This is a genomic window from Aquimarina celericrescens (genome assembly GCF_042682765.1).
Taxonomy (GTDB): domain Bacteria; phylum Bacteroidota; class Bacteroidia; order Flavobacteriales; family Flavobacteriaceae; genus Aquimarina; species Aquimarina celericrescens.
This window is the reverse complement of record NZ_JBHUHY010000002.1, coordinates 682,200-706,802: the sequence shown is the minus strand read 5'-3', so window position 1 is coordinate 706,802 and position 24,603 is coordinate 682,200. Positions and strand designations below refer to the sequence as shown.

Genomic DNA, 24,603 nt, shown 5'->3' with positions numbered 1-24,603 from the left:
CAAGCAGTTCGCAGTTTGAGTAACTGCGAACTTCGGATTTGTTTGTCACTACTCAAAGGAGTTTCAATCCTTAAATTGGAAAACTTTTGGTACTTATAGTGTATGGTGGTTTGTTTACTTCGCTTTTTCTTTCCAAACTCGTTTTAAAATCAAGAAATTTTGCGGATTATTGGTAAGTCCCTTTACATTTTTCTGTGTAAATCGTACTACTTCATCATAATACAAAGGAACAATAGGCGCATGTGCAACTATAATCGAATCCATTTTGGCGTATTGTTGTTCTCTTACTTTTGTATCTGTAATCAAAAAACTTTCTTCGTATAATCTGTCAAAGGTTTCGTTTTTGAAATGTGTATAATTGGGTCCGTTCGGAGTATGATTTTTGCTGTAATACGGAGATAGAAAATTCTCGGCATCAGGATAATCGGCAATCCAGCTGGCTCTAAATACTTCAAGTTCACCACTCCATTTCTTTTGCCGTATCGTAGAGGGTGGCATTACGTCAACAATAATAGTTAGCCCTATTTTTTCGAGTTCACGTTGTATAAACTCACAAATGCTCTGGTAATTAGAGTCTGTGGCGATGCGAATGGTGGGATTACGGTCTCCTGTTTGATCTATGTACTTCTTTATGTACTCATATGCTTTTTCCGTATCATATTCGTATCCGGGAATATTGTCAAACCCTGGAATTCCTTTAGGGATAAAACCATTAATAGCAGGGGTACCGATTCCATTTTTAAGATAGGTAATCATCTTTTCCCTATCAAAACCATGATTTATAGCTTTTCTAAGTAATTCTGATTGTATTTCTTTCTTTTCCGTGTCCAGATAAAATCCTAAATACTCAGAGTTAAGATAGGGACCTTTGCTGATGTTGATTTGATCTTGGTATTTTTCACGAAGTTTACCAGTAGGTGTGAGTAGCTCATCTTTGTATGAAGCGTCCAGGCTATTTAACAGATCAATCTTTCCTTGTGCAAACTGCAAAAATTCACTTTGTTTATCTGGCAAAAATGTAATGGCTACTGCTTCTAGATATGGTAGTTGCTTTCCGTTTTCGTCCTTTTCAAAATACAATTCATTTCTGCGGAATACCAATTTCACATTTTCTTCCCAAAGTTTAAATTTAAAAGGGCCGGTACCTATAGGGTTGGATCTAAATTGATTTCCATAATAATCTACCACTTCTTTAGGAACTACAGAACAGTAGCGCATGCTCATTAATCCTAAAAATGCAGGAAAAGGTTTGTTGAGTTTGATCTCAAAAATAGTATCATTTATGGCGTGGTATTTAGAAACATTTTTTAGTACCCAGTTTCCTGGCGAAGCAACTTTTGGATCAACAAGTCTGTTAAAGCTATACGTAAAATCGTGAGCGGTGACTAACCTCGTGCCATTCTTGGTTTTGAATACTTCGTGTTTATGGAATTTAACATCATTTCTAAGAAAAAAGGTATATTTTAAACCATTTTCTGAAATCTCCCACCGCTTGGCAATATCAGGTATGATATGTAAAGAATCATCTAATTGCACAAGACCATTGTATAATTGATTGGTAGACCAAATATTAGGCACATTTCTTGCGAATGCGGGGTCTAGAGAACTAATATTTTCGAATTGATTATATCTAAATACCTCATGGTCTCTATTATTTTGAGAGGATTTTCCACAAGAAATTAGTGAAAAAAATAGATAAGTTATTGTTAAATAGTGAATTATAGAAATGGAATGATTGACTCTCAATTTTAGTAAACGAATTATTGTTGGTATATTTGCACCCTCAAAATTTATCCTTAATTTATTTGCTATTTTGACGGATGTAAGTAAAAGGTAAATATAACGAGATTTCTGTCTTCACGGAAATAAGACATGGTTTTATGAGAAAAAAAGTTGCTTTTTATACACTAGGTTGTAAACTGAATTTTTCGGAGACTTCTACAATTGCCAGAAATTTTACCGATGAAGGCTTTGATCGTGTTGATTTTTCTGAAAACGCAGATATTTATGTGATTAACACTTGTTCGGTTACAGAGAATGCTGATAAAAGATTTAAAACTATTGTCAAACAGGCGCAAAAGATCAATCCTGATGCTTTCGTTGCTGCTGTTGGATGTTATGCCCAATTAAAACCTGAAGAGTTAGCTGCAGTGGATGGGGTAGATCTGGTACTGGGAGCTACCGAGAAGTTTAAAATTACCGATTATATAAATGATCTCTCCAAAAATGATTTTGGCGAAGTGCATTCCTGTGAAATAGAAGAAGCAGATTTTTATGTGGGGAGTTATTCTATCGGAGATCGCACTCGAGCGTTCCTGAAAGTGCAAGATGGTTGCGATTATAAGTGTACTTATTGTACCATCCCATTGGCTAGAGGAATTTCTAGAAGTGATACCTTGGCGAATGTGTTGAAAAACGCAAAAGAGATTTCTGAAAAAGGAATTAAAGAGATCGTCCTTACCGGTGTCAATATCGGTGATTACGGTAAGGGAGAGTTTGGTAATAAAAAACACGAACATACTTTTTTTGAGTTGGTGCAGGCTTTGGATCAAGTCAAAGGCATTGAAAGGCTTAGAATATCGTCTATAGAACCAAATTTATTGAAAAATGAAACTATAGATTTTGTCGCAAATTCTAAAACATTTGTTCCGCATTTTCATATCCCGTTACAGTCTGGGAGTGATGAAATCCTTAAATTAATGCGACGCAGATATTTAAGTGATTTATATGTCGATAGGGTAAGAAAGATTAAAGAAGTGATGCCGCATGCATGTATAGGAGTAGATATAATCGTTGGTTTTCCCGGTGAAACCGAAGATCATTTTTTGGATACTTACAAGCTCTTGTCAGAGCTTGATATCTCATATCTACATGTATTTACCTATTCAGAAAGGGATAATACAATAGCAGCAGATCTTGCAGGTGTTGTTCCTTTAGGTGTTCGTAAAAAAAGAAGTAAAATGTTACGAGGCTTGTCTGCCAAGAAAAGAAGAGCGTTTTATGAGAGCCAATTAGGTGCAGAAAGAACTGTCTTATTTGAATCTGAAAATAAAGAAGGATATATTCATGGGTTTACTGAAAACTATGTAAAGGTACGAACGCCATGGAATCCTGCTTACGTAAATACATTGCATAGCATAAAGCTTAATGAAATTGACGATGACGGCGTGGTAAGATTTGATTTTGTCACAGAAGGAGTAAAAGCATAATGGTAAGACATAAAAAATCTGCATTAATGCAGATTTTTTATGTTTCAATACTATACAAAGAATATACTATATATTGATGCCCACAGGCAGTAAATCTTTATATTTTCTTCTGTTTTTACGCATGAACTTAGCGATAATAGGACTTGTAGGGACCAATCTTATGTTACGATCCTGAATCACATTAAATACAGCTACAATAAAATCCTCTTCGTATCCTTTTTCAATGTGTTCATCACTCATGATAAGTTTGGTTAGGAAAATTTTTCTTTCCTGTAGAGCGTACTCGATCTTTGCTTTTTGACCTTCAATTGTAGTTTCGAATTGTCTTAGAAATTCGTTATCGATGATTTCTAATTCAACATCACTCATGTTCTCCATATTTTTTTAAATTATGAGGTATTTAAATCATACATAAGGGGGGGTGAACCCAATATTCTAACCTGTTCTTATAAACACACAAAAAGTATCCAATCAAATATATTTACAGATTTGGCGTTATCCATTTAGTATGCCTAACTAAGATTTGTTAGTTAAAAATTCCCTTTTTATAAAAATTTAACTCAGTATTTCCTTTTCTAGGAAAAAGGAATACTATAATTTTGATATGCAAAGATACAAAAATTAGTGTTTTAAACGTATAACCCTCTGTTAAAATACCTATGTTGCAGGAAGTTAGCCATGTTTACTTTATTCCCGGAATGGCGGCAGACGTTTCTATTTTTGAACACATCAAGCTACCAGAAGATCAATATAGGATGTATACAATTCCTTGGAAGATCCCCCATAGGACAGAGTCTATCACCGAGTATGCAAAAAGAATGTGTGAAGAAATCAAGCACGATAATGCTGTACTGGTGGGAGTTTCATTTGGAGGAATTATGGTCCAGGAAATGAGTAAACACTTAAATGTAAAAAAATTGATTATAGTTTCCAGCGTAAAAAATAAATATGAACTACCTAAAAGAATTAAAATCGCTAGAAAAACCGGATTTTACAAATTGCTACCCACTTCTTTAGTTTCCAAAATAGATAATTGGGAAAAGTTAGCTTTTGGTGAATTTGCTAAGAAAAGGGCGGCGATGTATCAAAAATATCTTGCTGTTAATGATAAAACATATTTGGATTGGGCTATAGAAAAAATGGTTTGTTGGGATCAGGAAGAATATCCAGAAGAGATTATCCATATCCATGGTGAAAAGGATATTGTTTTTCCTATTTCAAACATTAAAAATTGCATCACAGTCCATAAAGGAACACATGTCATGATTGTGAATCGAGCACGATGGTTTAACAAACATTTACCTGAAATAATCAATGATAACTTGCAATAGTCTAACTTTTTACGTTATATTGTAGTACAAAATTTTATTCCCCCAACAAAACCTACTTGAAATAATGAAGATGATAAAAAAAGTTTTAGTTTTTTTAGGTGTTTTATTCACCTTTGGGATCTTTATCAATGCTACCAAGGACAAACCCCAAAAAACACAAGAACAAAAAATATTGGAAACTAATTTGGTGAATGACTATAACGTCTACGCCATACCAATGCCCGATAATCTCAATTTTGCAGGTGAACTCGTCCCTATTGCGAATCCTGATATCAGAGAAAGAATGGATAGGGAATTATTGGTAAATACTTATTGGCAATCTAATGGGTTGCTTCTCTTCAAAAGAGCAAATAAATACTTTCCAATTATAGAGCCTATTTTAAAAAAACAAGGTGTACCTGATGATTTTAAGTACTTAGCAGTTATTGAGAGTAGTCTGACACAAGCGGTTTCTCCTGCAAAAGCTACTGGGTTTTGGCAGATATTAAAAGGTACTGCCAAAGAATATGGGTTAGAAGTTAACCAAAACATTGATGAAAGATACCATATCGAAAAATCTACAGAAGTTGCTTGTAAATATCTTAAAAGTGCAAAAGAGAAATTTGGTTCCTGGACCCTTGCTGCAGCTGCTTATAACGCCGGACGCGCGGGTATCTTAAGACAAATGGAAAGACAAGAAGCATCCTCATATTATGATCTTTTGTTGGGAGAAGAAACGGGCAGATATGTTTTTAGAATAGTTGCGGTTAAAGAAATCATAAGTAACCCTCAAAAGTATGGCTTTAATTTCAAGGAAGAAGATTTATATAAACATATCCCTACTTTTAATGTATTAGTAGATGAACCTATTACCGATTTTAATGCTTTTGCAAAACAGTATGATATCAATTATAAGATTTTGAAACTTCATAATCCCTGGCTTAGAGAAACAAATTTGAATAATACCACCGGAAAAGAATATCTTATAAAAATTCCCAGAGAAGGCTATTATAAAACAGGAGTAGGGCAGTAGTTATTGGATTTTTGTTTTATTCAAAAATTTTTTTACTTAAGTTAGCTGTTTATAACAAACGGCATGAATATCTCAGTACTTGTTTCTTTAATTTTAATCGGTCTATTAGCGGGTTTTTTCAGTGGAACCTTAGGTATAGGGGGTAGTGTTATAATGATTCCTCTAATGCTTCTGTGGTTGAATTTTTCCCAGCATGAGGCACAAGGAACCAGTTTGGCGGTTCTAGCAGTTCCGGTAACTCTTTTGGCAGCTTATAATTATTACCAAGAAGGACATGTGAATTGGAAATATGCAGCTATAATCGCAATTACCTTTATCATAGGAGGTTACTTAGGTAGCAAATTAGCAATTTCCATTAATCAGACATTACTTAAAAAGATTTTTGGCGGAGTTCTTTTGTTGGTAGCAATAAAGATGATTTTCGGAAAATGATGATAATCTAATTCTTACGTCTCTGATTTTTTAAAGAATCTTTTTCTTGCTTATATTTTTCATATTCTTCATCAATTCTTCGCTCTTCATCGGTTCTTCCATCTTCACCAACTTTATTTTTCTTATTCTTTCTACCTTTTCCTTGATCTTGATTCAATGCGTTATCTAATTCTGCGTTTTCCTCTTCATCTAATAAACCTCTTGCGTCAAGATCGGCAATGATAAGTGAGACCCCTTTTGACAAAGAGTTAAAGTGTATGTTGTAAGAATTACTTAAGGATTCGCTGGAGTGGTGTGTTTCTATTTTTTGAATATTTAAAAGTTTTCTCTCTTCATTGGTGAAATACATCATTGGAAAACCCAGAGCATGTTTCAGTTTATTAACAATATGAGAATCTAAATTGGTTTTTTCGTCTACATATACTAATTTAATGTGCTCGCTGTATTCTTTACTCTTAGCCTTAAGATTTTCTTTTGTATCCCAAAAGAGTACCACAAAATCAATTTGATCATGAAATCGGTCTGCCAGGTCGTTTAAAGCCGGAATTTCTCCAATTCCAGGAACACACCAGGCAGCATAAGTAATAAGAAACAAAGGTTTTTCATATGTTGAGAAAGTAATGGGATCTTCCTTTATGGTATTTACCGTAAAATTATCCAAATAGGTACCATTAAGATGGTTGGTGACTAGAGAATCAAATAAAAATTTTGCTCTCTCCAAGTCATTTTCTCTGTAAGCGGCATCCATTTTTATATTGTATTTTACAATATGTGCCGATATAGCTGTTGAAAATGGAATTTTTACTTCTGGTTGAGCAAATAAATTGCCGTAAAATGAAAAGAGTATTCCTAGAGTTAATAATTTTCTCATTACAAAATAATTACAATCGCTAATGTACTATAAAGTCTTTAAAAAAACAGTATTTGCCGAGAAAACTTAATTTCTCGATAGTTCGTTTTAAAGGCTTTTAAGTGCCAAACTTTTATTAGATAACGTAATATATTAAGCAATTAGTGTGCCTAAATCTTTTTCATTTGCTGCTTCATCATCGTTATCTGATCTTTCAGCATATTATGTTTATCTAATTTTTTGGCTTCAGTAAGTAAAGTTTGTGCTTCTCTTTTTCTGCGCTTGGTCATTGCAATTCCCGCAAGATTTAATTTAGCAACCGCTAAATCCTGATTCATTGATAACCCTAATTTGATAGCTCTTTTCAGATATTTTTCGGCTTGCGTAATATTAGTTTGCGATAGCATAATGCCTAGAAGATAGTTATAGTATCCTTGTTGCTTCCTCGTAAGTGCGCTTTCGGGATTCTTAATTTTGTCTAACCATTTTCTGGCACCTTCAAAATCTTGTTTACGTAACCTCAAAAATGCAAGAAGAATTAGCTCGTTCTTAAAATACAAAAACACAAAAATTAGCGAAAGTAAAATGAGCATGATACCATTGCCAATATACCCTTCTATTATTTGCCACACGGCCCATCCTACAATCAATACTGCAATTACTAATTTTATATTTTTATTATACATCGAATTGTTTTATTTTTAAGTCGCCGCAAAGGTAATAAAAACAAATAAAAATATTTTGATATTTGGGTTTGTCAAAGTAAAAAGTCTTTGTATATTTGCCCGCAGTTTTTGGGGGAGATACTCAAAGATCTAAATAAAGAGATTTTTCAAGAAGATACATAAAGATAGATAGCAATGAAAAGAACGTTTCAACCATCGAAAAGAAAGAGAAAGAACAAACACGGTTTCAGAGAGCGTATGGCATCTGTAAATGGTAGAAAGGTATTAGCTCGTAGAAGAGCTAAGGGAAGAAAGAAGCTATCTGTTTCTTCAGAATTAAGACACAAGCACTAATGATAATGTGCTTTCAAAATATTAAAGGTGTTACTTCATGAGTAACGCCTTTTTTTATATCTAATCACCAAATTGAATAAGAAAAATAGTCCATAATTTTATCATATGCCTAAAAACGAAAAACTCAAAAGTATACTTATCATAGGGTCAGGACCTATTGTCATTGGTCAAGCCTGCGAATTTGATTATTCTGGAACTCAAGCATTAAGATCATTACGTGAAGATGGAATAGAAACCATTCTTATAAATTCTAATCCGGCCACCATTATGACAGATCCGTCTATGGCCGACCACGTATATCTTAAGTCATTAAACACCAAATCGATCATAGAGATTCTCAAAGAACATCCTCAAATTGATGCTGTATTGCCAACAATGGGAGGGCAAACGGCTTTGAATTTATGTATTGAGGCTGATGAAAAAGGTATTTGGGAAGATTTTGATGTAGAAATAATAGGGGTTGATATTGATGCTATAAACATTACTGAGGATCGCGAGCAGTTTAGAGAATTGATGTTAAAGATTGGAATTGGTATGGCTCCTCAGGCTACCGCCAATTCTTATTTAAAAGGTAAGGAAATTGCACAAGAATTTGGTTTTCCCCTAGTGATTAGAGCATCATACACCTTGGGTGGCGCCGGAGCTTCTTTTGTATATAAAGAAGAGGATTTTGACGAATTATTGACGCGTGGACTGGAAGTTTCCCCAATTCATGAGGTAATGATAGATAAGGCATTGATCGGTTGGAAAGAATATGAATTGGAATTACTGAGAGACAATAACGATAATGTAGTCATTATTTGTGCAATTGAAAATATGGACCCAATGGGAATCCATACAGGGGATTCTATTACTGTTGCTCCTGCAATGACGCTTAGTGATAAAACTTATCAACGTATGCGTGATATGGCTATACATATGATGCGTAGTATTGGGGATTTTGCAGGAGGATGTAACGTTCAATTTGCGGTGAGCCCAGATGAAAATGAGGACATTATTGCCATCGAAATAAACCCAAGGGTTTCTCGATCTTCAGCATTGGCATCTAAAGCAACAGGATATCCAATTGCTAAAATAGCTGCAAAATTGGCTATTGGATATACACTTGATGAACTGGATAACCAAATTACAAAATCAACTTCGGCATTATTTGAACCGACGTTGGATTATGTTATTGTAAAAATACCAAGATGGAATTTTGATAAATTCGAAGGATCTGATCGTACACTTGGACTCCAGATGAAATCTGTAGGGGAGGTGATGGCTATCGGTAGATCTTTTCAAGAAGCTTTACATAAAGCGACACAATCTCTGGAAATAAAGAGAAACGGTTTAGGAGCCGATGGTAAAGGATATAAAGATTACGATACCATCATAAAAAAACTTACCTACGCAAGTTGGGATCGCGTATTTGTGATTTATGATGCGATTCAGATGGGAATTCCTTTAAGTAGGATACATGAAATCACAAAAATTGATATGTGGTTCTTGAAACAATATGAAGAACTCTATAATCTGGAAAAAGAAATTTCTACGTATACCATTCAGTCCTTAACCAGGGAACTCATACTAGAAGCAAAGCAAAAAGGTTTTGCAGACAGACAGATTGCACATATGGTAGGGTGTTATGAGAGTGAAGTATACGATAAAAGAGACGAGCTTGGTATTAAGCGTGTATATAAATTAGTGGATACATGTGCAGCTGAGTTTAAAGCACAAACACCATATTTCTATTCTACTTTTGAAGCAGAGATAGAAACTCCTGAAGGAGAAATATACGTTTCAAACGAAAGTGCTGTTACTGATAGAAAGAAGATAGTTGTTTTGGGATCTGGACCTAATAGAATAGGACAGGGAATTGAGTTTGACTATTGTTGTGTGCATGGAGTTTTGGCATCTGCGGAGTGCGGATACGAAACCATCATGATTAATTGTAATCCTGAAACTGTTTCTACCGATTTCGATATTGCCGATAAACTATATTTTGAGCCTGTATTCTGGGAGCATATTTATGATATCATCAGGCACGAAAAACCCGAAGGAGTAATTGTTCAGCTGGGAGGTCAAACGGCTTTAAAACTTGCAGAGAAGCTAGATCGTTACGGAATTAAAATTATTGGAACAAGTTTTCAGTCATTGGATCTTGCAGAGGATAGAGGAAGTTTCTCAAAACTGTTGAAAGATAATAACATTCCATATCCAGAATTTGATACGGCTGAAACTGCAGATGAAGCATTAGAAGTGGCTGATCGACTTGATTTTCCAATTTTGGTAAGACCGTCTTATGTTTTAGGTGGCCAGGGAATGAAAATCGTGATCAATAAGCAGGAATTAGAAGAACATGTTGTTGATTTACTTCGTAAAATCCCAAATAACAAGCTTTTATTAGATCATTATCTGGATGGTGCAATTGAAGCAGAGGCAGACGCAATTTGCGATGGCGAAAACGTATATATTATTGGTATTATGGAGCATATAGAGCCTTGCGGAATTCATTCGGGAGACTCAAACGCTACATTGCCGCCTTTTAATCTGGGTGAATTTGTCATGCAACAGATTAAAGATCATACTCATAAAATTGCTTTGGCATTGAACACAGTGGGATTAATCAACATCCAATTTGCTATAAAAGATGATATGGTCTATATCATTGAAGCGAACCCCAGGGCGTCGCGTACAGTACCTTTTATTGCAAAAGCTTATGGCGAACCTTACGTAAATTATGCAACCAAAGTAATGCTGGGAGAGAAAAAGGTAACAGATTTTGACTTTAAACCCCATTTAGATGGTTATGCCATCAAACAACCGGTATTCTCTTTTAATAAATTTCCTAATGTGAATAAGAAGTTAGGACCAGAAATGAAAAGTACGGGAGAAAGTATCTTATTTATAGATGATCTCAAGGATGACCAGTTTTATGATCTGTATGCAAGACGTAAAATGTATTTGAGCAAATAAGAAGAATACGTTATTTCTCTATAGCTTTATAAAGAGGCTCAAAAGTTGTCATTCCGAGCATAGCGAAGGAATCTGTCAAATGTAAGTTACTGAAAAACAGATTACTTCAAAATTGAAATTTTTCGTAATGACGTTTTTTGAGTCTTTTCAGGCCTCTTTTTCATATTTTTTTCTAAAAAAGTGTTAATTATTTTCCTATTTGTATATTTATTAACTTTTTAAAAGTAAAACTGTTAGTATATTGTAGTAATCATATTAATGTACGATTGTTAATCTATTACCTAAAATATATATTATGAAAAAATTGCTACTAGTTACTTTATTTTTCGCCATAACGATAATATCTTATGGTAATGAAAGAGATACCCATAATCCTTTACCTGTAAATGATGAGATATTTTCTTTTGAAATCAAGCCTTCTATCACTTCAGAGTTTATAAGAATTGAAACTAATAAACCTGCACATTCTTTGCACATTAAAATTATTGATAAAGCAGGATTTATTCGAATGGAAAAAAAGCTTCATCTCAATAGAAACGTAGATGTTTCAGAATTACGAAAAGGATATTATCTGATCAAAATATACTCTGAAAATGACATGGCGATAAAGCGTTTTTATAAAGGTCAGGATGCTGTAAACAATAGATAATTTCTATTGCTCTAAGAAACCATCGGCTTCCCAATCGAGAATAATATCGATAGTTTCCTGTGGTAGTCGACCAGAAGGAGGCATGACATTATTTATACTCGTAGAAGTCATTCTTAAAACAAGATCTCTGTTTACTCCTATAATAGTTTCTGCGTAGGTACGTAAGGGAAAAGGAGCACCTTCTACCGGCGGATCCGTGTGACATCGAACACATTGTGCATCCATAATCGTTTTCACATCTGCGTTATAGGTAGTAATTTTGTTTGGGTTTGGATTGGTATCTGGATTTGGCTCTGGTTCTGGTTCTGTACTGTCATCGCTACCACAGTTAAAAGAAAGTAAGGCAATGAAAATTAACAGCATTTTTTTAAAAAAATTTTTCATAGTTTGGGGTTTTTGCAGAAATATACAAAGATAATAGCAATTATTACTATAACGCGATAACTCAAAATTAATTATAAATCGATCTTTACATTGTATTCCTTAAGGATTTCAAGGTGTGATTCAAGTTCAAATTCTGAAGCTTTAAAACGATCGCGCCTTGCTGTTGCTTCGTCCTTACGAATAATACTTCTAACAAATCTTCGTATCGCGGTTTTATTTTCCAAAATCAAGCCTGGTATCGGGATGCTTTTTCCTTCTTTATTCTTTGCAACCATAGTAAAATAGCTAGAGTTACAATGCTTTATAGTTCCGGTCTGTATATTTTCAGCTTCTACCCGAAGGCCTACCACCATAGAAGTATTTCCAACGTGGTTCACAGAGGCTTTCAAAGTTACTAGTTCACCAACTTCTATCGGTTTTAAAAAATCTACTTTGTCTACACTGGCTGTTACACAATAAGCTTCAGAATGTTTAGAGGCGCATGCAAAAGCAATTTGATCCATAAGCGATAAAATATAACCACCATGTATTTTTCCGCTAAAGTTAGAATGGGAGGGAAGCATTAATTGGGAAATGGTTATTCTCGACTCCCTGTTTGTTTTATACTTTTTGGTACTCATATTATTTATTTCTAAAATGAGGAGATTCTTCTTCTACAACATCAATGATAAAATATTTTGTATCGCCCAGCCAAGAAATTCGCGCAAAACGTTCTTTATATTTCAGTTTTACATATCTTCCCTGTAGCTTCTCAAGCTTATCAATGATATCCTTTTCTTTATCTTCTACAGAAAAGCTAAATATCTGTGCTCCAGAAATACCCTGACTAATCTCGCCTTCCCAAGTCTTAACGATAACACCTTTATTACTAAATTTTATAAGTTCACCGCTTCTGGTTCCTTCACTATAAGATGCGTAATACACAAAGGCGTACCAGGCTGCAAAAAGACCCAGGATTACAAGAATAATTATGACTAATACTTTTTTCATATTTATAATGCTTTATAGATCTTACTCATAAACTTATCAATTTGGTCAGGTTCTAACCATCGCGTAACCACCACCAGGTTTTGTTCCTGGTCAATAACTATAAAATTACCTCCAAATCCTGCGGCATAATACAAGTGTTCTGGTAAACCTTCCCAGTGTCTGTTACCTTTTAGATTCAGCCACCACATAAAACCATAGTTTGGATTTGCCTGAGATGGTTTTATGGCTTCTTTAATCCATTCTTTAGAAAGTAATTGTTTTCCATCCCATTTACCGTAATTTAAAAACAAAAGGCCAAATCGAGCATGATCTAGCGTATTAATAAATAACCCACCACCAGAATGGCCACCACCACTAACAGATTGCATTTTAATTCCGTCAATATTAACCCATGAATTGTCATATCCATACCATCTCCATGTAGTTGATGCACCAATGGGATCCATGATTTTTTCTTTTAAAACCAGCGGTAATGGCTTTCTCCAAACATTCAATAAGCAATAGGCTAGCACATTTACCCGCACGTCATTATATTCAAAAACGGTCCCGGGCGCGTTTAGTTTTCTGTATTTCCAATCATCAATACTTCCTTCTTTTGGTGGGCGATCGGCCCAATCGTAGCCACCCCACAATTGACCTGACCAATCTGAAGATTGTGTCAAGAGATGCCGCCATGTTATTTTTTTATTGTGAGTACCATCAAAAGTATGATCCCAAATATTTTTGTAGGTATAATCATCAACCGATGCTATTAATCCTTTATCTACAGCAAGCCCCGCCATCGTAGACAAATAGCTTTTGGTAACACTAAAAGTCATATCCACACGATCAACATCTCCCCACTTTGCAATGATATAACCGTTCTTAAGAATGACCCCGGCAGGACCTCCTCTCTTTTTGGTGGGACCCAATATGTTATGGTAGGGTTCACGTTCGAAACCTTTTAAAATTGCCTGCCGAAGATCTTTGGCACCAGAGTATTCTGTATCCTTTGCAAATTGAACAGCCTCTTGAAGTTTTTGAGCATCAATATTAAATTCTGAAGGTGTTTTTTCTTTCCAGTTTCCTTGTTTTGGAAAATAGGTTTGTTGTGCTATAAAAATATTAGCAGCGAATAAGCAAAACAGAAATACTACGATATTTTTATTTTTCATAGAATCCTTGTTATAGTTTTGGTAGCGATTACTGTTTTTGCCGTTCCGTACGACCCTAATATAAATAAAACATATCCAATAAAATAAACCATATTCTTCATAATATTCATTGTGGTATTAAAACAGATTTTCTGCTAGATATAGTATAATCACTTTTTCATCAATTTCTAGTATTTTCATGGTAAATCTATTTTTATACTATGAGATTTTGACATTATTCATCTTCTGTTGCTCTTTTTATAATGACTTCGGGGAGCGATTTCTTGGCTTTGGCTCCCATTTTTTTCAGTTTTTCTACGCTAGTGATTAAATTTCCGCGGCCTTCGACTAGCTTGTTCATTGCAGCCGAATAATCTTTTTTAGCGTCATCAATCTTCTTACCCACACCAGTTAGATCTTTTACCAAGCCTTCAAACTTATCGTACAAAGCACCTGCCTGGCGCGCAATTTCGATAGCGTTACGTTGCTGTTTTTCGTTGTTCCACATGGTGTCAATAGTACGCAATGTGGCCAAAAGAGTAGAAGGGGTTACAATGACTATATTTTTTTCAAAAGCTTGATTGTATAATTTATTTTCTTCATTAATTGCAATGGCAAAGGCTGGCTCTATAGGAATGAAAAGCAATACAAAATCCGGGGATTCTATATCATACAAATCCTGATAATTCTTTTCTGAAAGCTGATCAACATGACGTTTAAGAGCAACAATATGCTCTTTAAGGTAGTTCGTTTTTAAATTATCATCATCTTCATTTACATAACGTTCATAAGCAGTAAGTGTCACTTTAGAATCGATGACCATCTTTTTATTATCTGGTAAATAAATAACCACATCTGGTAAAACGCGCTCACCATCTTCTCGTGTAAAGCTTTGCTGAACAAAGTATTCGCGATCTTTTTCTAGTCCAGATTTTTCTAACACACGTTCAAGGACCAATTCGCCCCAGTTACCTTGCATTTTGCTATCCCCTTTTAAAGCTTTAGTAAGATTAGTAGTTTCTTTACTCATCTGTTCATTAAGATCTTTCAGACCTAGAATTTGTTGGCGCAGTGCGGCATGATAATCGATACTTTCTTTATGAGTTTGTTCTACTTTCCTTTCGAATGTATTGATTTTTTCCTGTAACGGGTTCAGAATATTTTTGATATTTTCTTTGTTCTGCTCAGTAAACTTGTTTGATTTTTCATCTAGAATCTTATTGGCAAGGTTTTCAAATTCTTTTGTGAATTTTTCTTGTAATTTCTCTACTTCATCTTTTTGCTCAGCGTTTTTTAGCTGGAGGTTGTCAAATTCGGCATTGCGACGTGTAAGCTCTGTGTTTAAGAAATCTTTTTCTCTACGAATTTCTTCACGCTCAAGAGTTATTTCGGAAAGCTGCTTTTCTGAATATTTTTTATGTTCATCAAATTGAAGTTGAAGCTGATTTGCTCTTTCATTAATAGAACTTTTTTCACTTCTGTTTTTAAGTGAAGCCACGTACTTACCAATAAAAAAGCCAACAATGATTGATATTATAATTACTCCAACAGCAATGATGATCGGTGTGTATTCTGACATGTACTCTAATTGTTTATTCAAAGATAAATATAAGCAACGAGAATGTGTTAAGAAGTTTTATGCTTTGTACTTAATATAATTTATGTCTGAATCAAAAAGTCAATTTTACGCTAAAGCTCATCCATAGAATACAAAAAATAGATAAAATCTAAAGTAGTTATCGTTGATTTCTTATTATCTCTTCTAGAACAGGTCTTACTTCATCATTATTAAGCCCTATCCTCATATCTGGATGATACAGCAACCTAATAAGATCTTTGTCTATTTCTGCGTATTGAGTTGTTGTTGTCCAGTTTTGCTGAAAAATACTGTTGAGATATGTGTAAGAATCTCGAGCAAGCCCTAATGATTGTGTCAACTCTTCTCTTAGTAGATGTCTTTGTTCAATTTCATTTGCTCTTTCAATATCTACGTACATATGTCCTTGTATAATCTCATTAGATTCATTAATGTAAAATCTAAATAGTCCCCAGTTTTCAATAACACGCTCACTATGGTAAGGATAAATGGCAACAAATTCTCTAGCAGAGCCAAAAAACATATGATAATTTGATTGTTCGAGATTGTCTACAATTTCTATTTCAAAACCATCTGATACTAGGTTATTAATTTCTGAGACTATACTGTTTAATGCTCTTTGATTTGCAAGAGTCACTTCACCATCAACAAAAATCCGCATGGTCGATGTCCATTTTCTAGTAATTTTAGAAGCAGTACCATTTTCAGAACCCAAAGCTATTTCTTTGAAGTAATTTATTACATTAAATTCATATTCACTGAATTCAGAAATATTATCGTCATTTACAATCATTTCATCATCTTTGGAACAAGAAGAAAAAAATGAAAAAACGAATAATATTATAAGAAAATAAATTCTGAATTGCATGTAATAGGATTTGCCTTAATTTAAAGGTATTAAAACTTATGTATATATTCAAATTTAATTCCTAACCTTATACCGCCCCGACTTCGCATCAAAAAGAATTAAATCTTCGGGAAAAAGTCCAGAAAATGCTCTGGCTTGAACAAGTTCTTTGGGACGACCAAACTCAAAACCTTCTGTATTCATTACAATCATCTTATCGCATAATTGTATGGCAAAATCAATCTCATGAGTAGAGAAAAGTATAGTTTTTTTGGTTTCGAAAGCAAGACGTTTTAAGAGCTTTAAAATATAAGCCTTATGGTATACATCTAGATGTGTAGTAGGTTCGTCTAGCATGATAAAAGGAGTGTCTTGTGCTATTGCACGTGCAATTAAGACTTTTTGAAGCTGCCCGTCGCTAAGCTCAAAACAACGTTTCGCAACCAGATCTGAAATATGAGTTACTTCGATTGCTTTACGTACCTTTTCGACATCTTGTTCGGTCATTTTACCTACCCAGTTAGTGTATGGTTGTCTACCTAAAGCAACTAGTTCCTGGACTGTTATGTTTTTTGAAGCTATTTGCTCGGTTAATACGATGCTTAATTGTGAAGCGAGTTCTATCGGTTTGTAAGAAGTAAGCTCTTTTTCTGATATAAAAATGTTTCCATGCAACGCCGGTTGAACTCTTGATAGCGTTCGTAATAAAGTTGATTTTCCTATCCCATTGGCGCCTACTAACCCCACCAATTCTCCCTCATATAAATTTAGGTTGATATCTGCAGCAACCACATTTAATTCTTTTTTTGAGTGATAGCCAATCGAAAGATCTTCGGTTTTTAGGACAATATTTATAGTATCGAAATCGATAGTTTTTAGTTTTACGTATGTCAAATATAGAGAATAGTATTTTAAGAATTCTTTCTATACTTTCTTTTCCGAAGGAATGAGAATATAGAACCAAAAACGCCTAGTAAAATTAAGGGTACCATAATATTAATTGCCTGCCAGAGTGTTTTCTCTTTAACCACTTTTTCAATGTTTAAAAAAGGGATATTGATCTCTTTACTGCGAACTCCAATAAGTCCGGAATCATCCAGAAGATAATTTATTGCATTTAATAAGAACTCTTTGTTACCATATTTAAGGTTTAAATAAGGATCATAACCTAATTCTAAAGGTTGTCCTTTTCGTATTCTGTTTTTAATGATATCTCCGTCTGAAACGACAATCATTTTGGTGTTGACACTGGTGTCTCTATGTGATTCGATTTTGACAGGTTTTACTCGGTTTTTGTAGTTTGATTTGAAATTTCCTTCTAGTAATACCGCAAGATTTTGAGGACCTTCATTATAGCTGGCAATGTCGGGTTTTTTTCTAATGATGTCTAATCGTATTTCTTTAGGAACACCTTCCAGCTTAGATTTGTCAGAACTAGTGAGTAAAACGGTCTTTTTGATATCGTTTTTGAGGGTATCTATCTGATTTGAAAACTCAAATTTTACTGATTCAATATTTTTAACAACAGGATGATTACTGTTGCTTTTTGTTAAAGACTCATAAAACCATGGATACGGTGTAAATTGAGTATCATTTCCTTCACCAGATGCTAAAACCAGGGGGGCAGAATATAGGTCGTTCACCAGAACGGGATTTACTCGTATTCCATATGAAAATAAGGCATCGCCCAATCTAAGGTCTTGCATAAGGGCCACTGAAGAACCTTCAGGATTCATTAAGCTATCAATTTCCATTGAGGTAGATTCTAATAGCCATAATGATTTTCCACCGTTCATTATAAACTGATCTAATACGTACTTTTCTTTTTCAGAAAATGGTTCATTGGGTTTAGCATTGATAATCATATCGAACTTTTGAAGATCAGTCAATGTCTTTTGTGGATTATTTGCGACAGAATCTAATGTAAATGCACCTACAAAATAATAATCTTGTAATGTTTTAATAAAGTCTGCAATTTTAATATCAGGTAATTGGCCATTACCTTTTAACACCGCAATTTTATATTTTTTAGGATGTAATAGTTTTGTAAGACCATCTGCAAAAGCATATTCTAGTTGTTGTATAGAATTGTTAACTCGCTCTTCTGAAGTGGCTCCTATTGTATTTTTAACCAGAGGAACTTTTACACTACGATCCTGAAAGCTAAGAATTGCCCAAGGTACAATGGTTTCGATTTCGGCTTTTCCACTTTCCTGCACACTTACCTCCATTGGCGTAAGTCCAAATTGTTGCAGTTGGTTGATGGTTTCAGAGCGCAGCGCTTCTTCTTCTAACGGGTTAGTAAAGATATATTGTATGTTGGGATTTAGCGCATTGAACTCTTCCAGCAGTTGTTTAATTTCAGATTGTAACTTTTTGAATTCTGATGGGAAATCACCTTCGAGAAGGACATCGATCACTAGCTGAGCAGGGGTTTCAAGAATTAGGGTTTTAGTTGATTTTGAGAGTGTGAAACGTTTGTCTTGTGTAAGGTCAAAACGTTTGTAAAAAGAATTCCCAATAAGATTAATGATAATGATAGGCACCAAGATAAAGGCCAGAATTTTTATTTTTTGTTTTTTCACACCTTTACTTAAACCAATAATTGTTAATGCTGCAAAAAGAAAAATACTTCCTAAAAAATAGAATATATCCCTGGTATCCAGTACACCTTGGCTCATGCGTTCGAAGTGTAATTGCATTCCCAATTGTTCGAAAACAACCAAACCATAATTAGCAATCGCATTAAAACCAAAATAAATTACAAAGCATAGAAATAATGAGATTAAAAAGGAAATAACCTGGTTGTTTGTCATTGAAGAAGAAAATATGCCTATAGCATTATAGGTGGCAGCAAGTAATAGTAGTGCCATATAAGACCCAATTGTGCTGCCAACATCAAGGTTCCCCACAGGGTTGCCCAGTTGATAAATAGAAATAACATAAAGCAGACTTGGGAGTAAGGCTATAATGATCAATGCTAAACTTCCTAAATACTTTCCTAAAACCAATTGCCACAATTTTATCGGCTTGGTAAGTAATAACTCTAAAGTACCTTGCTTTTTCTCTTCAGAAAAACTCCTCATAGTGATCGCCGGAATAAGAAAGAATAGTATCCATGGGGTGATCTGAAAAAAAGGAGAAAGGTCTGCAAATCCACTATCCAGTATGTTAAACTGTCCTTTAAAAACCCAAAGAAACAAGCCGCTGAGGATTAAAAATACAGCAATAACGAGATATCCAACTGCAGAGGCAAAAAAGGCATTTATTTCTTTTCGTATTAATGCAAACATAGTGAGTATTGAGTATTAAGTATTGAGTGTTCAGTATTCATAAACGTTTGTATTCAACTTTTATATTTTTATTTTGCATTTAAAATTCAGGTTTTGAGTTTTATATATGACCAACTGCCAATTGCTAACTTTGGCCTTGTTCAACACTCCAGGCCTCGGGTTTTTGATTGAATTTATTTTTGGTATTTGCCCAAACACTTTTGAATAACGTAGAGTTTCTATAGTTATTGAGATGTGCTTCAGATTCCCAGTGACTGTAAGTAAAAAACTGATTAGTCTGATTGATATCTCTTAATAATTCAACGTGATTGCAACCTTCAAAATTTCTGATTTTATCTTTGTTTTGCTCGAAAATTTCTAAAAAGGCATCAATTTGGTCTGGGACGAATCCCATTTTTACAATTCGTACGATCATTTTCTAAGTATAAAAGCAGCAAAGTTACAAAGCTGCAAAATATTTATCCTAAAATATTTATCTCTAATTGAACAAACTTGACAACATGACGAAACGTGACTCATTTGTTTATTCATTTTCTATGTATTACCACCTACGAAAAATGACATTCGCTTATTATTGTGTGCGTTAAGGATAGTAACTCTTCGACTACACTCAGGGCAAACTTATCGTTTTTTTATTGTATCCTGAGGCTCTCAAAGGATACAATAAAAAAAGATATAGTGAATAGCCTGCCCGAATGCCCTGATTATCATTATTTCCTCAAATATTGATGTATTATTCAAAACTTATGGTAACAGTATCTCTATAGTATAATCCAAAAAGGCTAGAAGCGCCTCCAACAGTCTTTGGATTACTTTTATAAATGGCCAACTCCAGATATCCGGAAGAGTTGAAAATCGCTAACTTTTTTCCATCTTCTTCACGTTTACCTTTTTCAATATTAAAATTAATGGCGTCGCTATATCGGTCATATACATTTTCAAATACCGCTGTGCGTGCGGTAATTTTAAATTTTCTTCCTTTCCCTATTTCTTCAAAAAGTTTTCGGGTGATGTTGGTAATCAAATTTCCATAATTATCTATATAGATGATACTGCCTACTATTTGTTTATTTCCAACATTTACGATAGGAGTGATTCCTTTGATAGTTTTTATCTCAGAAACTGTTTTCCCGATTACCTCCAGGGTTCCTCCACGGGCAATATGGCATGCAACGGTCACAAATACATCCATTACCGGGAAATTAGAGACAATAGTATCATGGATATTGATTTCTACAATTTTTTCAGGATTAAATTCAGAAGTAATCAGACATACTAATCCGTTATTGGCACAAATAAAATAGTGATCATCCAGTTTTACAGCGATATGCTTATTCTCAGGATTAAGTTCACTATCAATGCCAATGATGTGTATGCTCCCTTTTGGAAAGCTTTTATATGCATTTTGAATAATATAAGCAGCTTCTGTAATATGAAAAGGTGAAATTTCATGGGATATGTCAACAATTTTGGCATCAGGCAACTCGGTATATATTGCTCCTTTAACCGCAGATACAAAATGATCTTTAATCCCAAAATCTGTAGTTAATGTAATAATCGGCATGTACAATAATTGTTAATATCTTTTAATTGTAAGCGCTTAAAAATATGTAAATTTGTCTTGAAGTTATTAAAAGTTTTTCTTTTGGCTTCAAAATAGAAAATAATACTGTTTTGTATCCTTAGTTTTAATAAATACAGTACAATAATTATACATAAATTTTGGTTTATTTTAAATTTTCTCTTTTGTTTTCCCTTGAAAAATCTAAAAACCATTCCGATCGTTATCGGGATAACAAACTTAGTCAATCCATAAAACAATTCATACTAAAATTCATATAGCTTTTGAACGAACTCATAATTGAACTTACAGAGATTAATCCGAGAGAATTTTTCGGACTTCAGAATAGCAATATTCAATTGTTAAAAAAATACTTCCCAAAGCTAAAGATTGTTGCTCGTGGCAGTAAAATGAAGGTCTATGGAGACGAAGACATGCTTGAAGAGTTTGATTTACGTCTTAATATGCTTCTTGATCATTTTGCTAAATACAATAAGCTTGATGAAAATGTAATCGAACGTGTATTGACCAGTGAAAGCAAAGAAGATTATGAAACATCTGCTATTAGTGGTGAGACATTGGTTCACGGAGTAGGAGGCAGGTTGATCAAGGCACAAACTGCAAATCAGAGAAAACTAGTAGAGTCTTCAAACAAAAACGATATGGTTTTTGCTATAGGCCCTGCGGGAACCGGAAAAACATATACCGGAGTCGCACTGGCTGTAAAAGCTTTGAAAGAAAAACAAGTAAGGAGGATCATTCTTACAAGACCTGCTGTTGAAGCTGGAGAGAATTTGGGTTTCTTACCAGGGGATCTTAAAGAAAAACTTGATCCATATATGCAGCCGTTATATGATGCATTAAGAGATATGATCCCCGCTGAAAAACTGGAGAGCTTTATTGAAAAAGGAATTATTCAAATCGCGCCGATGGCGTTTATGAGAGGTAGAACACTTGATAATGCGTTTGTAATACTCGACGAAGCACAAAATACGACTCGTGCGCAGATGAAAATGTTTCTCACTCGAATGGGTAAAAACGCAAAGTTTATCATTACGGGAGATCCCGGACAAATAGATCTACCAAGAAGGGTGACATCAGGACTGAAAGAAGCATTACTTGTTCTTAAAAATATTCAAGGAATCGGAATGATTTACCTGGACGATAAAGATGTTATTCGCCATAAATTGGTGAAAAAAGTTATTGCGGCCTATAAAGAGATCGAACATAGAAATGAATGATATAAGTGGTGAGAGGTCTAGGGTGCCGCACTTTGAGTGATGAGTGTATAGTTATTCTGAATACTCGCATACTCACTTGCTCAAGAACTCAAACACTCACAAACTCGAACACTCACAAACGAATTAAATGAATACCATAGTAGATACAAACTATCATTTTCCTAGTCAAAAATCGGTTTACAAAGGAAAAGTAAGAGAAGTATATAATATTAATGATGAATTGCTTGTGATGATTGCAACAGATCGCCTATCGGCTTTTGATGTAGTCATGCCAAAAGGAATCCCATTTAAAGGTCAGATCCTTAATCAAATCGCAACCAAAATGATGAAAGCGACTGAAGATTTGGTGCCCAATTGGTTAATTGATACTCCGGACCCTAACGTGGCTGTTGGTCATTTATGTGAGCCATTTAAGGTAGAAATGGTAATTCGAGGATACCTTTCTGGTCATGCAGCAAGAGAATATAAAGCCGGAAAACGTATGCTTTGTGGTGTAGCAATGCCAGAAGGTATGAAAGAAAATGATAAATTTCCTGAACCTATCATTACACCATCTACCAAGGCTGATAGTGGAGAGCACGACCAGGACATCTCACGAGAAGAAATAATATCGAATGGAATAGTTTCTGAAGAAGATTATCTTATTCTTGAAGATTATACTCGTAAACTTTTTCAAAGAGGAACTGAGATTGCAGCTGATCGAGGATTGATTTTGGTGGATACTAAATACGAATTTGGAAAAACAAAAGATGGAAAAATTGTGTTAATTGATGAGATCCATACACCTGATTCTTCACGTTATTTTTATGCCGAAGGATATGACGAAAGACAGGAAAAGGAAGAACCACAAAAACAGTTATCAAAAGAGTTTGTAAGGCAGTGGTTGATCAGCAATGGTTTTCAGGGAAAGGAAGGAGAGCAAATCCCCGAAATGACCGATGATTATATTACTTCAGTTTCTGATCGGTATATTGAGCTTTATGAAAAAATTACCGGTGAAACTTTTCAGAAAGCTGATGTTGCAGAAGTTGAAAAACGTATCGAAAAAAATATACTTTCTTATTTAAACAGCTAAGTTAATTTTTGATTTCGTTTTTTCTCATAGGCATTTGATCTATTAATGCGAAAATATCGGTTGGAGCTATAAAATTTTCCCAGGTCATTTTAATACTGCCATCTAAACCTATAAGAATAATTTTAAATTGAGATTTTTCATTATTAAAAGTGTCAAAAAATTGTTTATCGGTTCTTAGAGATATCGTACTGCCCAATCCAAATCGGTAATTATCGGGTGTAACTTTATATACTATAAGTTTACGGTCTTTGAGTTCATTTGGATACTTATTCAATTCGGATTTTTGTTTCTGAAATTCAGGATTTGAAAAAGAATCTGTGCATATAATGATAATTCTGTTTTTCCATTGGTGCTCTTTAAAATCTTGACTCCAACTCATGGCATAAAATCCTAAAAAGCAGAAATATAAAAATTTGCGCATGATTTTTTCATTTTATTCAGAGATTACTGATAATGACGATTCCAACAATTGAACATTATCTTGCAAACGCTCTTTTACAATATTCATCATTCGCTTGTTGAGCGAAGAAGAATTTTGGGTGTAAGTAAGATATTCTTCTACAGTAAATTGGCCAATAACCATTCCTTTAAGACTATTTCTGAATTTCATGTCTTTCTGGATGGCATTTTCAATAAATGCTAATCTTTTTTCGAGGGATATCTCATAAAAAGTGTTTTTTCTTTTTTTGATGTAGTTTTTAAATACTTCAAGTAACAAATCTCCCTGAAGTTTTATTATCGGTCTAATGGTTCTGTTCTGAAATTGCTCATCATTGCTCATATTTTCAGAAACTCTTGCATTTAATAACTGTGGGCGTATAGCCAATAAATTTGATTCCCTGTTTTCCATATTAAAGAAGGTTTACTCGATAATCGAGATTTAAAAGCTTCGCGGCCTGCCGCGAAATCAAAATTAATCTCAATCTGATGACCCATGGGCTTGCCCTGGGGTAGTTGATTAAAAATACGTAATAGTTCAATTCAAATTTCAGGATCGTAAATTGAGTTTTAAACTACTTATA

The 24,603-nt window shown here is 34.3% G+C and carries 25 protein-coding genes; 9 read left to right on the top strand and 16 right to left on the bottom strand.

What is annotated here, in order from left to right; all coding sequences use genetic code 11:
• Positions 1-114 precede the first annotated feature (114 nt).
• Positions 115-1,722 carry an ABC transporter substrate-binding protein gene (locus tag ACFSJT_RS03110; RefSeq protein ID WP_378318897.1) on the bottom strand — a complete coding sequence of 536 codons (1,608 nt, stop codon included), beginning with the start codon at positions 1,720-1,722 and terminating at the stop codon, positions 115-117.
• A 158-nt stretch (positions 1,723-1,880) separates the two neighbouring features.
• On the opposite strand from ACFSJT_RS03110, the gene mtaB reads away from it, so the two are divergent.
• The gene (gene mtaB, locus ACFSJT_RS03105; RefSeq protein WP_378318737.1) at positions 1,881-3,209 is read left to right on the top strand and encodes a tRNA (N(6)-L-threonylcarbamoyladenosine(37)-C(2))-methylthiotransferase MtaB; all 1,329 of its coding nucleotides are present in this window, start codon (positions 1,881-1,883) and stop codon (positions 3,207-3,209) included.
• A gap of 66 nt (positions 3,210-3,275) precedes the next feature.
• Here mtaB and ACFSJT_RS03100 read toward each other — a convergent pair whose 3' ends face one another.
• Positions 3,276-3,578, bottom strand: coding sequence for an N-acetyltransferase (locus ACFSJT_RS03100; protein WP_378318896.1), 303 nt, complete (start codon positions 3,576-3,578; stop codon positions 3,276-3,278).
• 290 nt (positions 3,579-3,868) lie between these two features.
• Here ACFSJT_RS03100 and ACFSJT_RS03095 point away from each other — a divergent pair, with 290 nt between their 5' ends.
• The 3 genes from ACFSJT_RS03095 to ACFSJT_RS03085 all read left to right on the top strand — a co-directional run bounded on the left by ACFSJT_RS03095 (position 3,869) and on the right by ACFSJT_RS03085 (position 5,984).
• Positions 3,869-4,540 carry an alpha/beta fold hydrolase gene (locus tag ACFSJT_RS03095; RefSeq protein WP_378318736.1) on the top strand — a complete coding sequence of 224 codons (672 nt, stop codon included), beginning with the start codon at positions 3,869-3,871 and terminating at the stop codon, positions 4,538-4,540.
• A gap of 64 nt (positions 4,541-4,604) precedes the next feature.
• Positions 4,605-5,552: a lytic transglycosylase domain-containing protein gene (locus ACFSJT_RS03090; protein WP_378318735.1), complete on the top strand. Its 948-nt coding sequence runs from the start codon at positions 4,605-4,607 to the stop codon at positions 5,550-5,552.
• A 63-nt stretch (positions 5,553-5,615) separates the two neighbouring features.
• Positions 5,616-5,984, top strand: a complete 369-nt coding sequence (locus tag ACFSJT_RS03085) for a sulfite exporter TauE/SafE family protein (protein ID WP_378318734.1) — start codon at positions 5,616-5,618, stop codon at positions 5,982-5,984.
• 7 nt (positions 5,985-5,991) lie between these two features.
• Here the strand turns inward: ACFSJT_RS03085 and ACFSJT_RS03080 are convergent, their stop codons facing one another.
• Positions 5,992-6,855, bottom strand: coding sequence for a TlpA family protein disulfide reductase (locus ACFSJT_RS03080; RefSeq protein ID WP_378318733.1), 864 nt, complete (start codon positions 6,853-6,855; stop codon positions 5,992-5,994).
• 149 nt (positions 6,856-7,004) lie between these two features.
• Complete coding sequence (locus ACFSJT_RS03075; protein WP_378318732.1) at positions 7,005-7,520, bottom strand: DUF2892 domain-containing protein; 516 nt, start codon at positions 7,518-7,520, stop codon at positions 7,005-7,007.
• Positions 7,521-7,694: 174 nt separating this feature from the next.
• Here ACFSJT_RS03075 and rpmH point away from each other — a divergent pair, with 174 nt between their 5' ends.
• The 3 genes from rpmH (at position 7,695) to ACFSJT_RS03060 (ending at position 11,460) form a co-directional block, all read left to right on the top strand.
• On the top strand, positions 7,695-7,853 hold the full coding sequence (gene rpmH, locus ACFSJT_RS03070; protein ID WP_073314535.1) for a 50S ribosomal protein L34: 159 nt from the start codon (positions 7,695-7,697) through the stop codon (positions 7,851-7,853).
• Between the two features lie 105 nt (positions 7,854-7,958).
• A complete protein-coding gene (carB, locus tag ACFSJT_RS03065; protein ID WP_378318731.1) occupies positions 7,959-10,811 on the top strand; it encodes a carbamoyl-phosphate synthase large subunit in 2,853 nt (950 codons plus the stop codon).
• Positions 10,812-11,106: 295 nt separating this feature from the next.
• Positions 11,107-11,460 carry a T9SS type A sorting domain-containing protein gene (locus tag ACFSJT_RS03060; protein WP_378318730.1) on the top strand — a complete coding sequence of 118 codons (354 nt, stop codon included), beginning with the start codon at positions 11,107-11,109 and terminating at the stop codon, positions 11,458-11,460.
• A 3-nt stretch (positions 11,461-11,463) separates the two neighbouring features.
• On the opposite strand, the gene ACFSJT_RS03055 is transcribed toward ACFSJT_RS03060, so the two are convergent.
• The 10 genes from ACFSJT_RS03055 to ACFSJT_RS03010 form a co-directional block, all read right to left on the bottom strand.
• Entirely contained in the window at positions 11,464-11,844 is a 381-nt protein-coding gene (locus tag ACFSJT_RS03055) for a hypothetical protein (protein ID WP_378318729.1), read from the bottom strand.
• 71 nt (positions 11,845-11,915) lie between these two features.
• Entirely contained in the window at positions 11,916-12,464 is a 549-nt protein-coding gene (locus ACFSJT_RS03050; protein ID WP_378318728.1) for an acyl-CoA thioesterase, read from the bottom strand.
• Position 12,465: 1 nt separating this feature from the next.
• Positions 12,466-12,834, bottom strand: a complete 369-nt coding sequence (locus ACFSJT_RS03045) for a 6-phosphogluconate dehydrogenase (RefSeq protein ID WP_378318727.1) — start codon at positions 12,832-12,834, stop codon at positions 12,466-12,468.
• A gap of 2 nt (positions 12,835-12,836) precedes the next feature.
• Entirely contained in the window at positions 12,837-13,988 is a 1,152-nt protein-coding gene (locus ACFSJT_RS03040) for a serine hydrolase domain-containing protein (protein WP_378318726.1), read from the bottom strand.
• 214 nt (positions 13,989-14,202) lie between these two features.
• Positions 14,203-15,546, bottom strand: coding sequence for a DNA recombination protein RmuC (locus ACFSJT_RS03035; protein WP_378318725.1), 1,344 nt, complete (start codon positions 15,544-15,546; stop codon positions 14,203-14,205).
• Between the two features lie 157 nt (positions 15,547-15,703).
• Entirely contained in the window at positions 15,704-16,432 is a 729-nt protein-coding gene (locus ACFSJT_RS03030) for a DUF2927 domain-containing protein (protein ID WP_378318724.1), read from the bottom strand.
• A 54-nt stretch (positions 16,433-16,486) separates the two neighbouring features.
• Complete coding sequence (locus ACFSJT_RS03025; RefSeq protein ID WP_378318723.1) at positions 16,487-17,305, bottom strand: ABC transporter ATP-binding protein; 819 nt, start codon at positions 17,303-17,305, stop codon at positions 16,487-16,489.
• A 17-nt stretch (positions 17,306-17,322) separates the two neighbouring features.
• Positions 17,323-19,704: a gliding motility-associated ABC transporter substrate-binding protein GldG gene (gldG, locus tag ACFSJT_RS03020; RefSeq protein ID WP_378318722.1), complete on the bottom strand. Its 2,382-nt coding sequence runs from the start codon at positions 19,702-19,704 to the stop codon at positions 17,323-17,325.
• Between the two features lie 124 nt (positions 19,705-19,828).
• A complete protein-coding gene (locus tag ACFSJT_RS03015) occupies positions 19,829-20,119 on the bottom strand; it encodes a putative quinol monooxygenase (RefSeq protein WP_378318721.1) in 291 nt (96 codons plus the stop codon).
• Positions 20,120-20,437: 318 nt separating this feature from the next.
• A complete protein-coding gene (locus tag ACFSJT_RS03010) occupies positions 20,438-21,268 on the bottom strand; it encodes an SAM hydrolase/SAM-dependent halogenase family protein (protein ID WP_378318720.1) in 831 nt (276 codons plus the stop codon).
• Positions 21,269-21,549: 281 nt separating this feature from the next.
• On the opposite strand from ACFSJT_RS03010, the gene ACFSJT_RS03005 reads away from it, so the two are divergent.
• A complete protein-coding gene (locus ACFSJT_RS03005) occupies positions 21,550-22,506 on the top strand; it encodes a PhoH family protein (RefSeq protein WP_378318719.1) in 957 nt (318 codons plus the stop codon).
• 127 nt (positions 22,507-22,633) lie between these two features.
• Positions 22,634-23,581, top strand: a complete 948-nt coding sequence (locus tag ACFSJT_RS03000; protein WP_378318718.1) for a phosphoribosylaminoimidazolesuccinocarboxamide synthase — start codon at positions 22,634-22,636, stop codon at positions 23,579-23,581.
• A gap of 1 nt (position 23,582) precedes the next feature.
• On the opposite strand, the gene ACFSJT_RS02995 is transcribed toward ACFSJT_RS03000, so the two are convergent.
• Entirely contained in the window at positions 23,583-24,002 is a 420-nt protein-coding gene (locus tag ACFSJT_RS02995) for a DUF4174 domain-containing protein (protein ID WP_378318717.1), read from the bottom strand.
• A 12-nt stretch (positions 24,003-24,014) separates the two neighbouring features.
• Entirely contained in the window at positions 24,015-24,431 is a 417-nt protein-coding gene (locus ACFSJT_RS02990; RefSeq protein ID WP_378318716.1) for a glyoxalase, read from the bottom strand.
• Between the last annotated feature and the right edge of the window lie 172 nt (positions 24,432-24,603).

Bases quoted from the DNA above. Each gene is read 5' to 3' on its own strand.
- ACFSJT_RS03000 (WP_378318718.1), top strand. From the start codon at position 22,634: ATGAATACCATAGTAGATACAAACTATCATTTTCCTAGTCAAAAATCG.
- mtaB (WP_378318737.1), top strand. From the start codon at position 1,881: ATGAGAAAAAAAGTTGCTTTTTATACACTAGGTTGTAAACTGAATTTT.
- ACFSJT_RS03050 (WP_378318728.1), bottom strand. From the start codon at position 12,464: ATGAGTACCAAAAAGTATAAAACAAACAGGGAGTCGAGAATAACCATT.
- ACFSJT_RS03095 (WP_378318736.1), top strand. From the start codon at position 3,869: ATGTTGCAGGAAGTTAGCCATGTTTACTTTATTCCCGGAATGGCGGCA.
- ACFSJT_RS03030 (WP_378318724.1), bottom strand. From the start codon at position 16,432: ATGCAATTCAGAATTTATTTTCTTATAATATTATTCGTTTTTTCATTT.
- gldG (WP_378318722.1), bottom strand. From the start codon at position 19,704: ATGTTTGCATTAATACGAAAAGAAATAAATGCCTTTTTTGCCTCTGCA.
- ACFSJT_RS03090 (WP_378318735.1), top strand. From the start codon at position 4,605: ATGAAGATGATAAAAAAAGTTTTAGTTTTTTTAGGTGTTTTATTCACC.
- carB (WP_378318731.1), top strand. From the start codon at position 7,959: ATGCCTAAAAACGAAAAACTCAAAAGTATACTTATCATAGGGTCAGGA.
- ACFSJT_RS03055 (WP_378318729.1), bottom strand. From the start codon at position 11,844: ATGAAAAATTTTTTTAAAAAAATGCTGTTAATTTTCATTGCCTTACTT.
- ACFSJT_RS03045 (WP_378318727.1), bottom strand. From the start codon at position 12,834: ATGAAAAAAGTATTAGTCATAATTATTCTTGTAATCCTGGGTCTTTTT.
- ACFSJT_RS03100 (WP_378318896.1), bottom strand. From the start codon at position 3,578: ATGAGTGATGTTGAATTAGAAATCATCGATAACGAATTTCTAAGACAA.
- ACFSJT_RS03010 (WP_378318720.1), bottom strand. From the start codon at position 21,268: ATGCCGATTATTACATTAACTACAGATTTTGGGATTAAAGATCATTTT.
- ACFSJT_RS03075 (WP_378318732.1), bottom strand. From the start codon at position 7,520: ATGTATAATAAAAATATAAAATTAGTAATTGCAGTATTGATTGTAGGA.
- ACFSJT_RS03085 (WP_378318734.1), top strand. From the start codon at position 5,616: ATGAATATCTCAGTACTTGTTTCTTTAATTTTAATCGGTCTATTAGCG.
- ACFSJT_RS02990 (WP_378318716.1), bottom strand. From the start codon at position 24,431: ATGGAAAACAGGGAATCAAATTTATTGGCTATACGCCCACAGTTATTA.
- ACFSJT_RS03015 (WP_378318721.1), bottom strand. From the start codon at position 20,119: ATGATCGTACGAATTGTAAAAATGGGATTCGTCCCAGACCAAATTGAT.
- rpmH (WP_073314535.1), top strand. From the start codon at position 7,695: ATGAAAAGAACGTTTCAACCATCGAAAAGAAAGAGAAAGAACAAACAC.
- ACFSJT_RS03035 (WP_378318725.1), bottom strand. From the start codon at position 15,546: ATGTCAGAATACACACCGATCATCATTGCTGTTGGAGTAATTATAATA.
- ACFSJT_RS03040 (WP_378318726.1), bottom strand. From the start codon at position 13,988: ATGAAAAATAAAAATATCGTAGTATTTCTGTTTTGCTTATTCGCTGCT.
- ACFSJT_RS02995 (WP_378318717.1), bottom strand. From the start codon at position 24,002: ATGCGCAAATTTTTATATTTCTGCTTTTTAGGATTTTATGCCATGAGT.
- ACFSJT_RS03060 (WP_378318730.1), top strand. From the start codon at position 11,107: ATGAAAAAATTGCTACTAGTTACTTTATTTTTCGCCATAACGATAATA.
- ACFSJT_RS03080 (WP_378318733.1), bottom strand. From the start codon at position 6,855: ATGAGAAAATTATTAACTCTAGGAATACTCTTTTCATTTTACGGCAAT.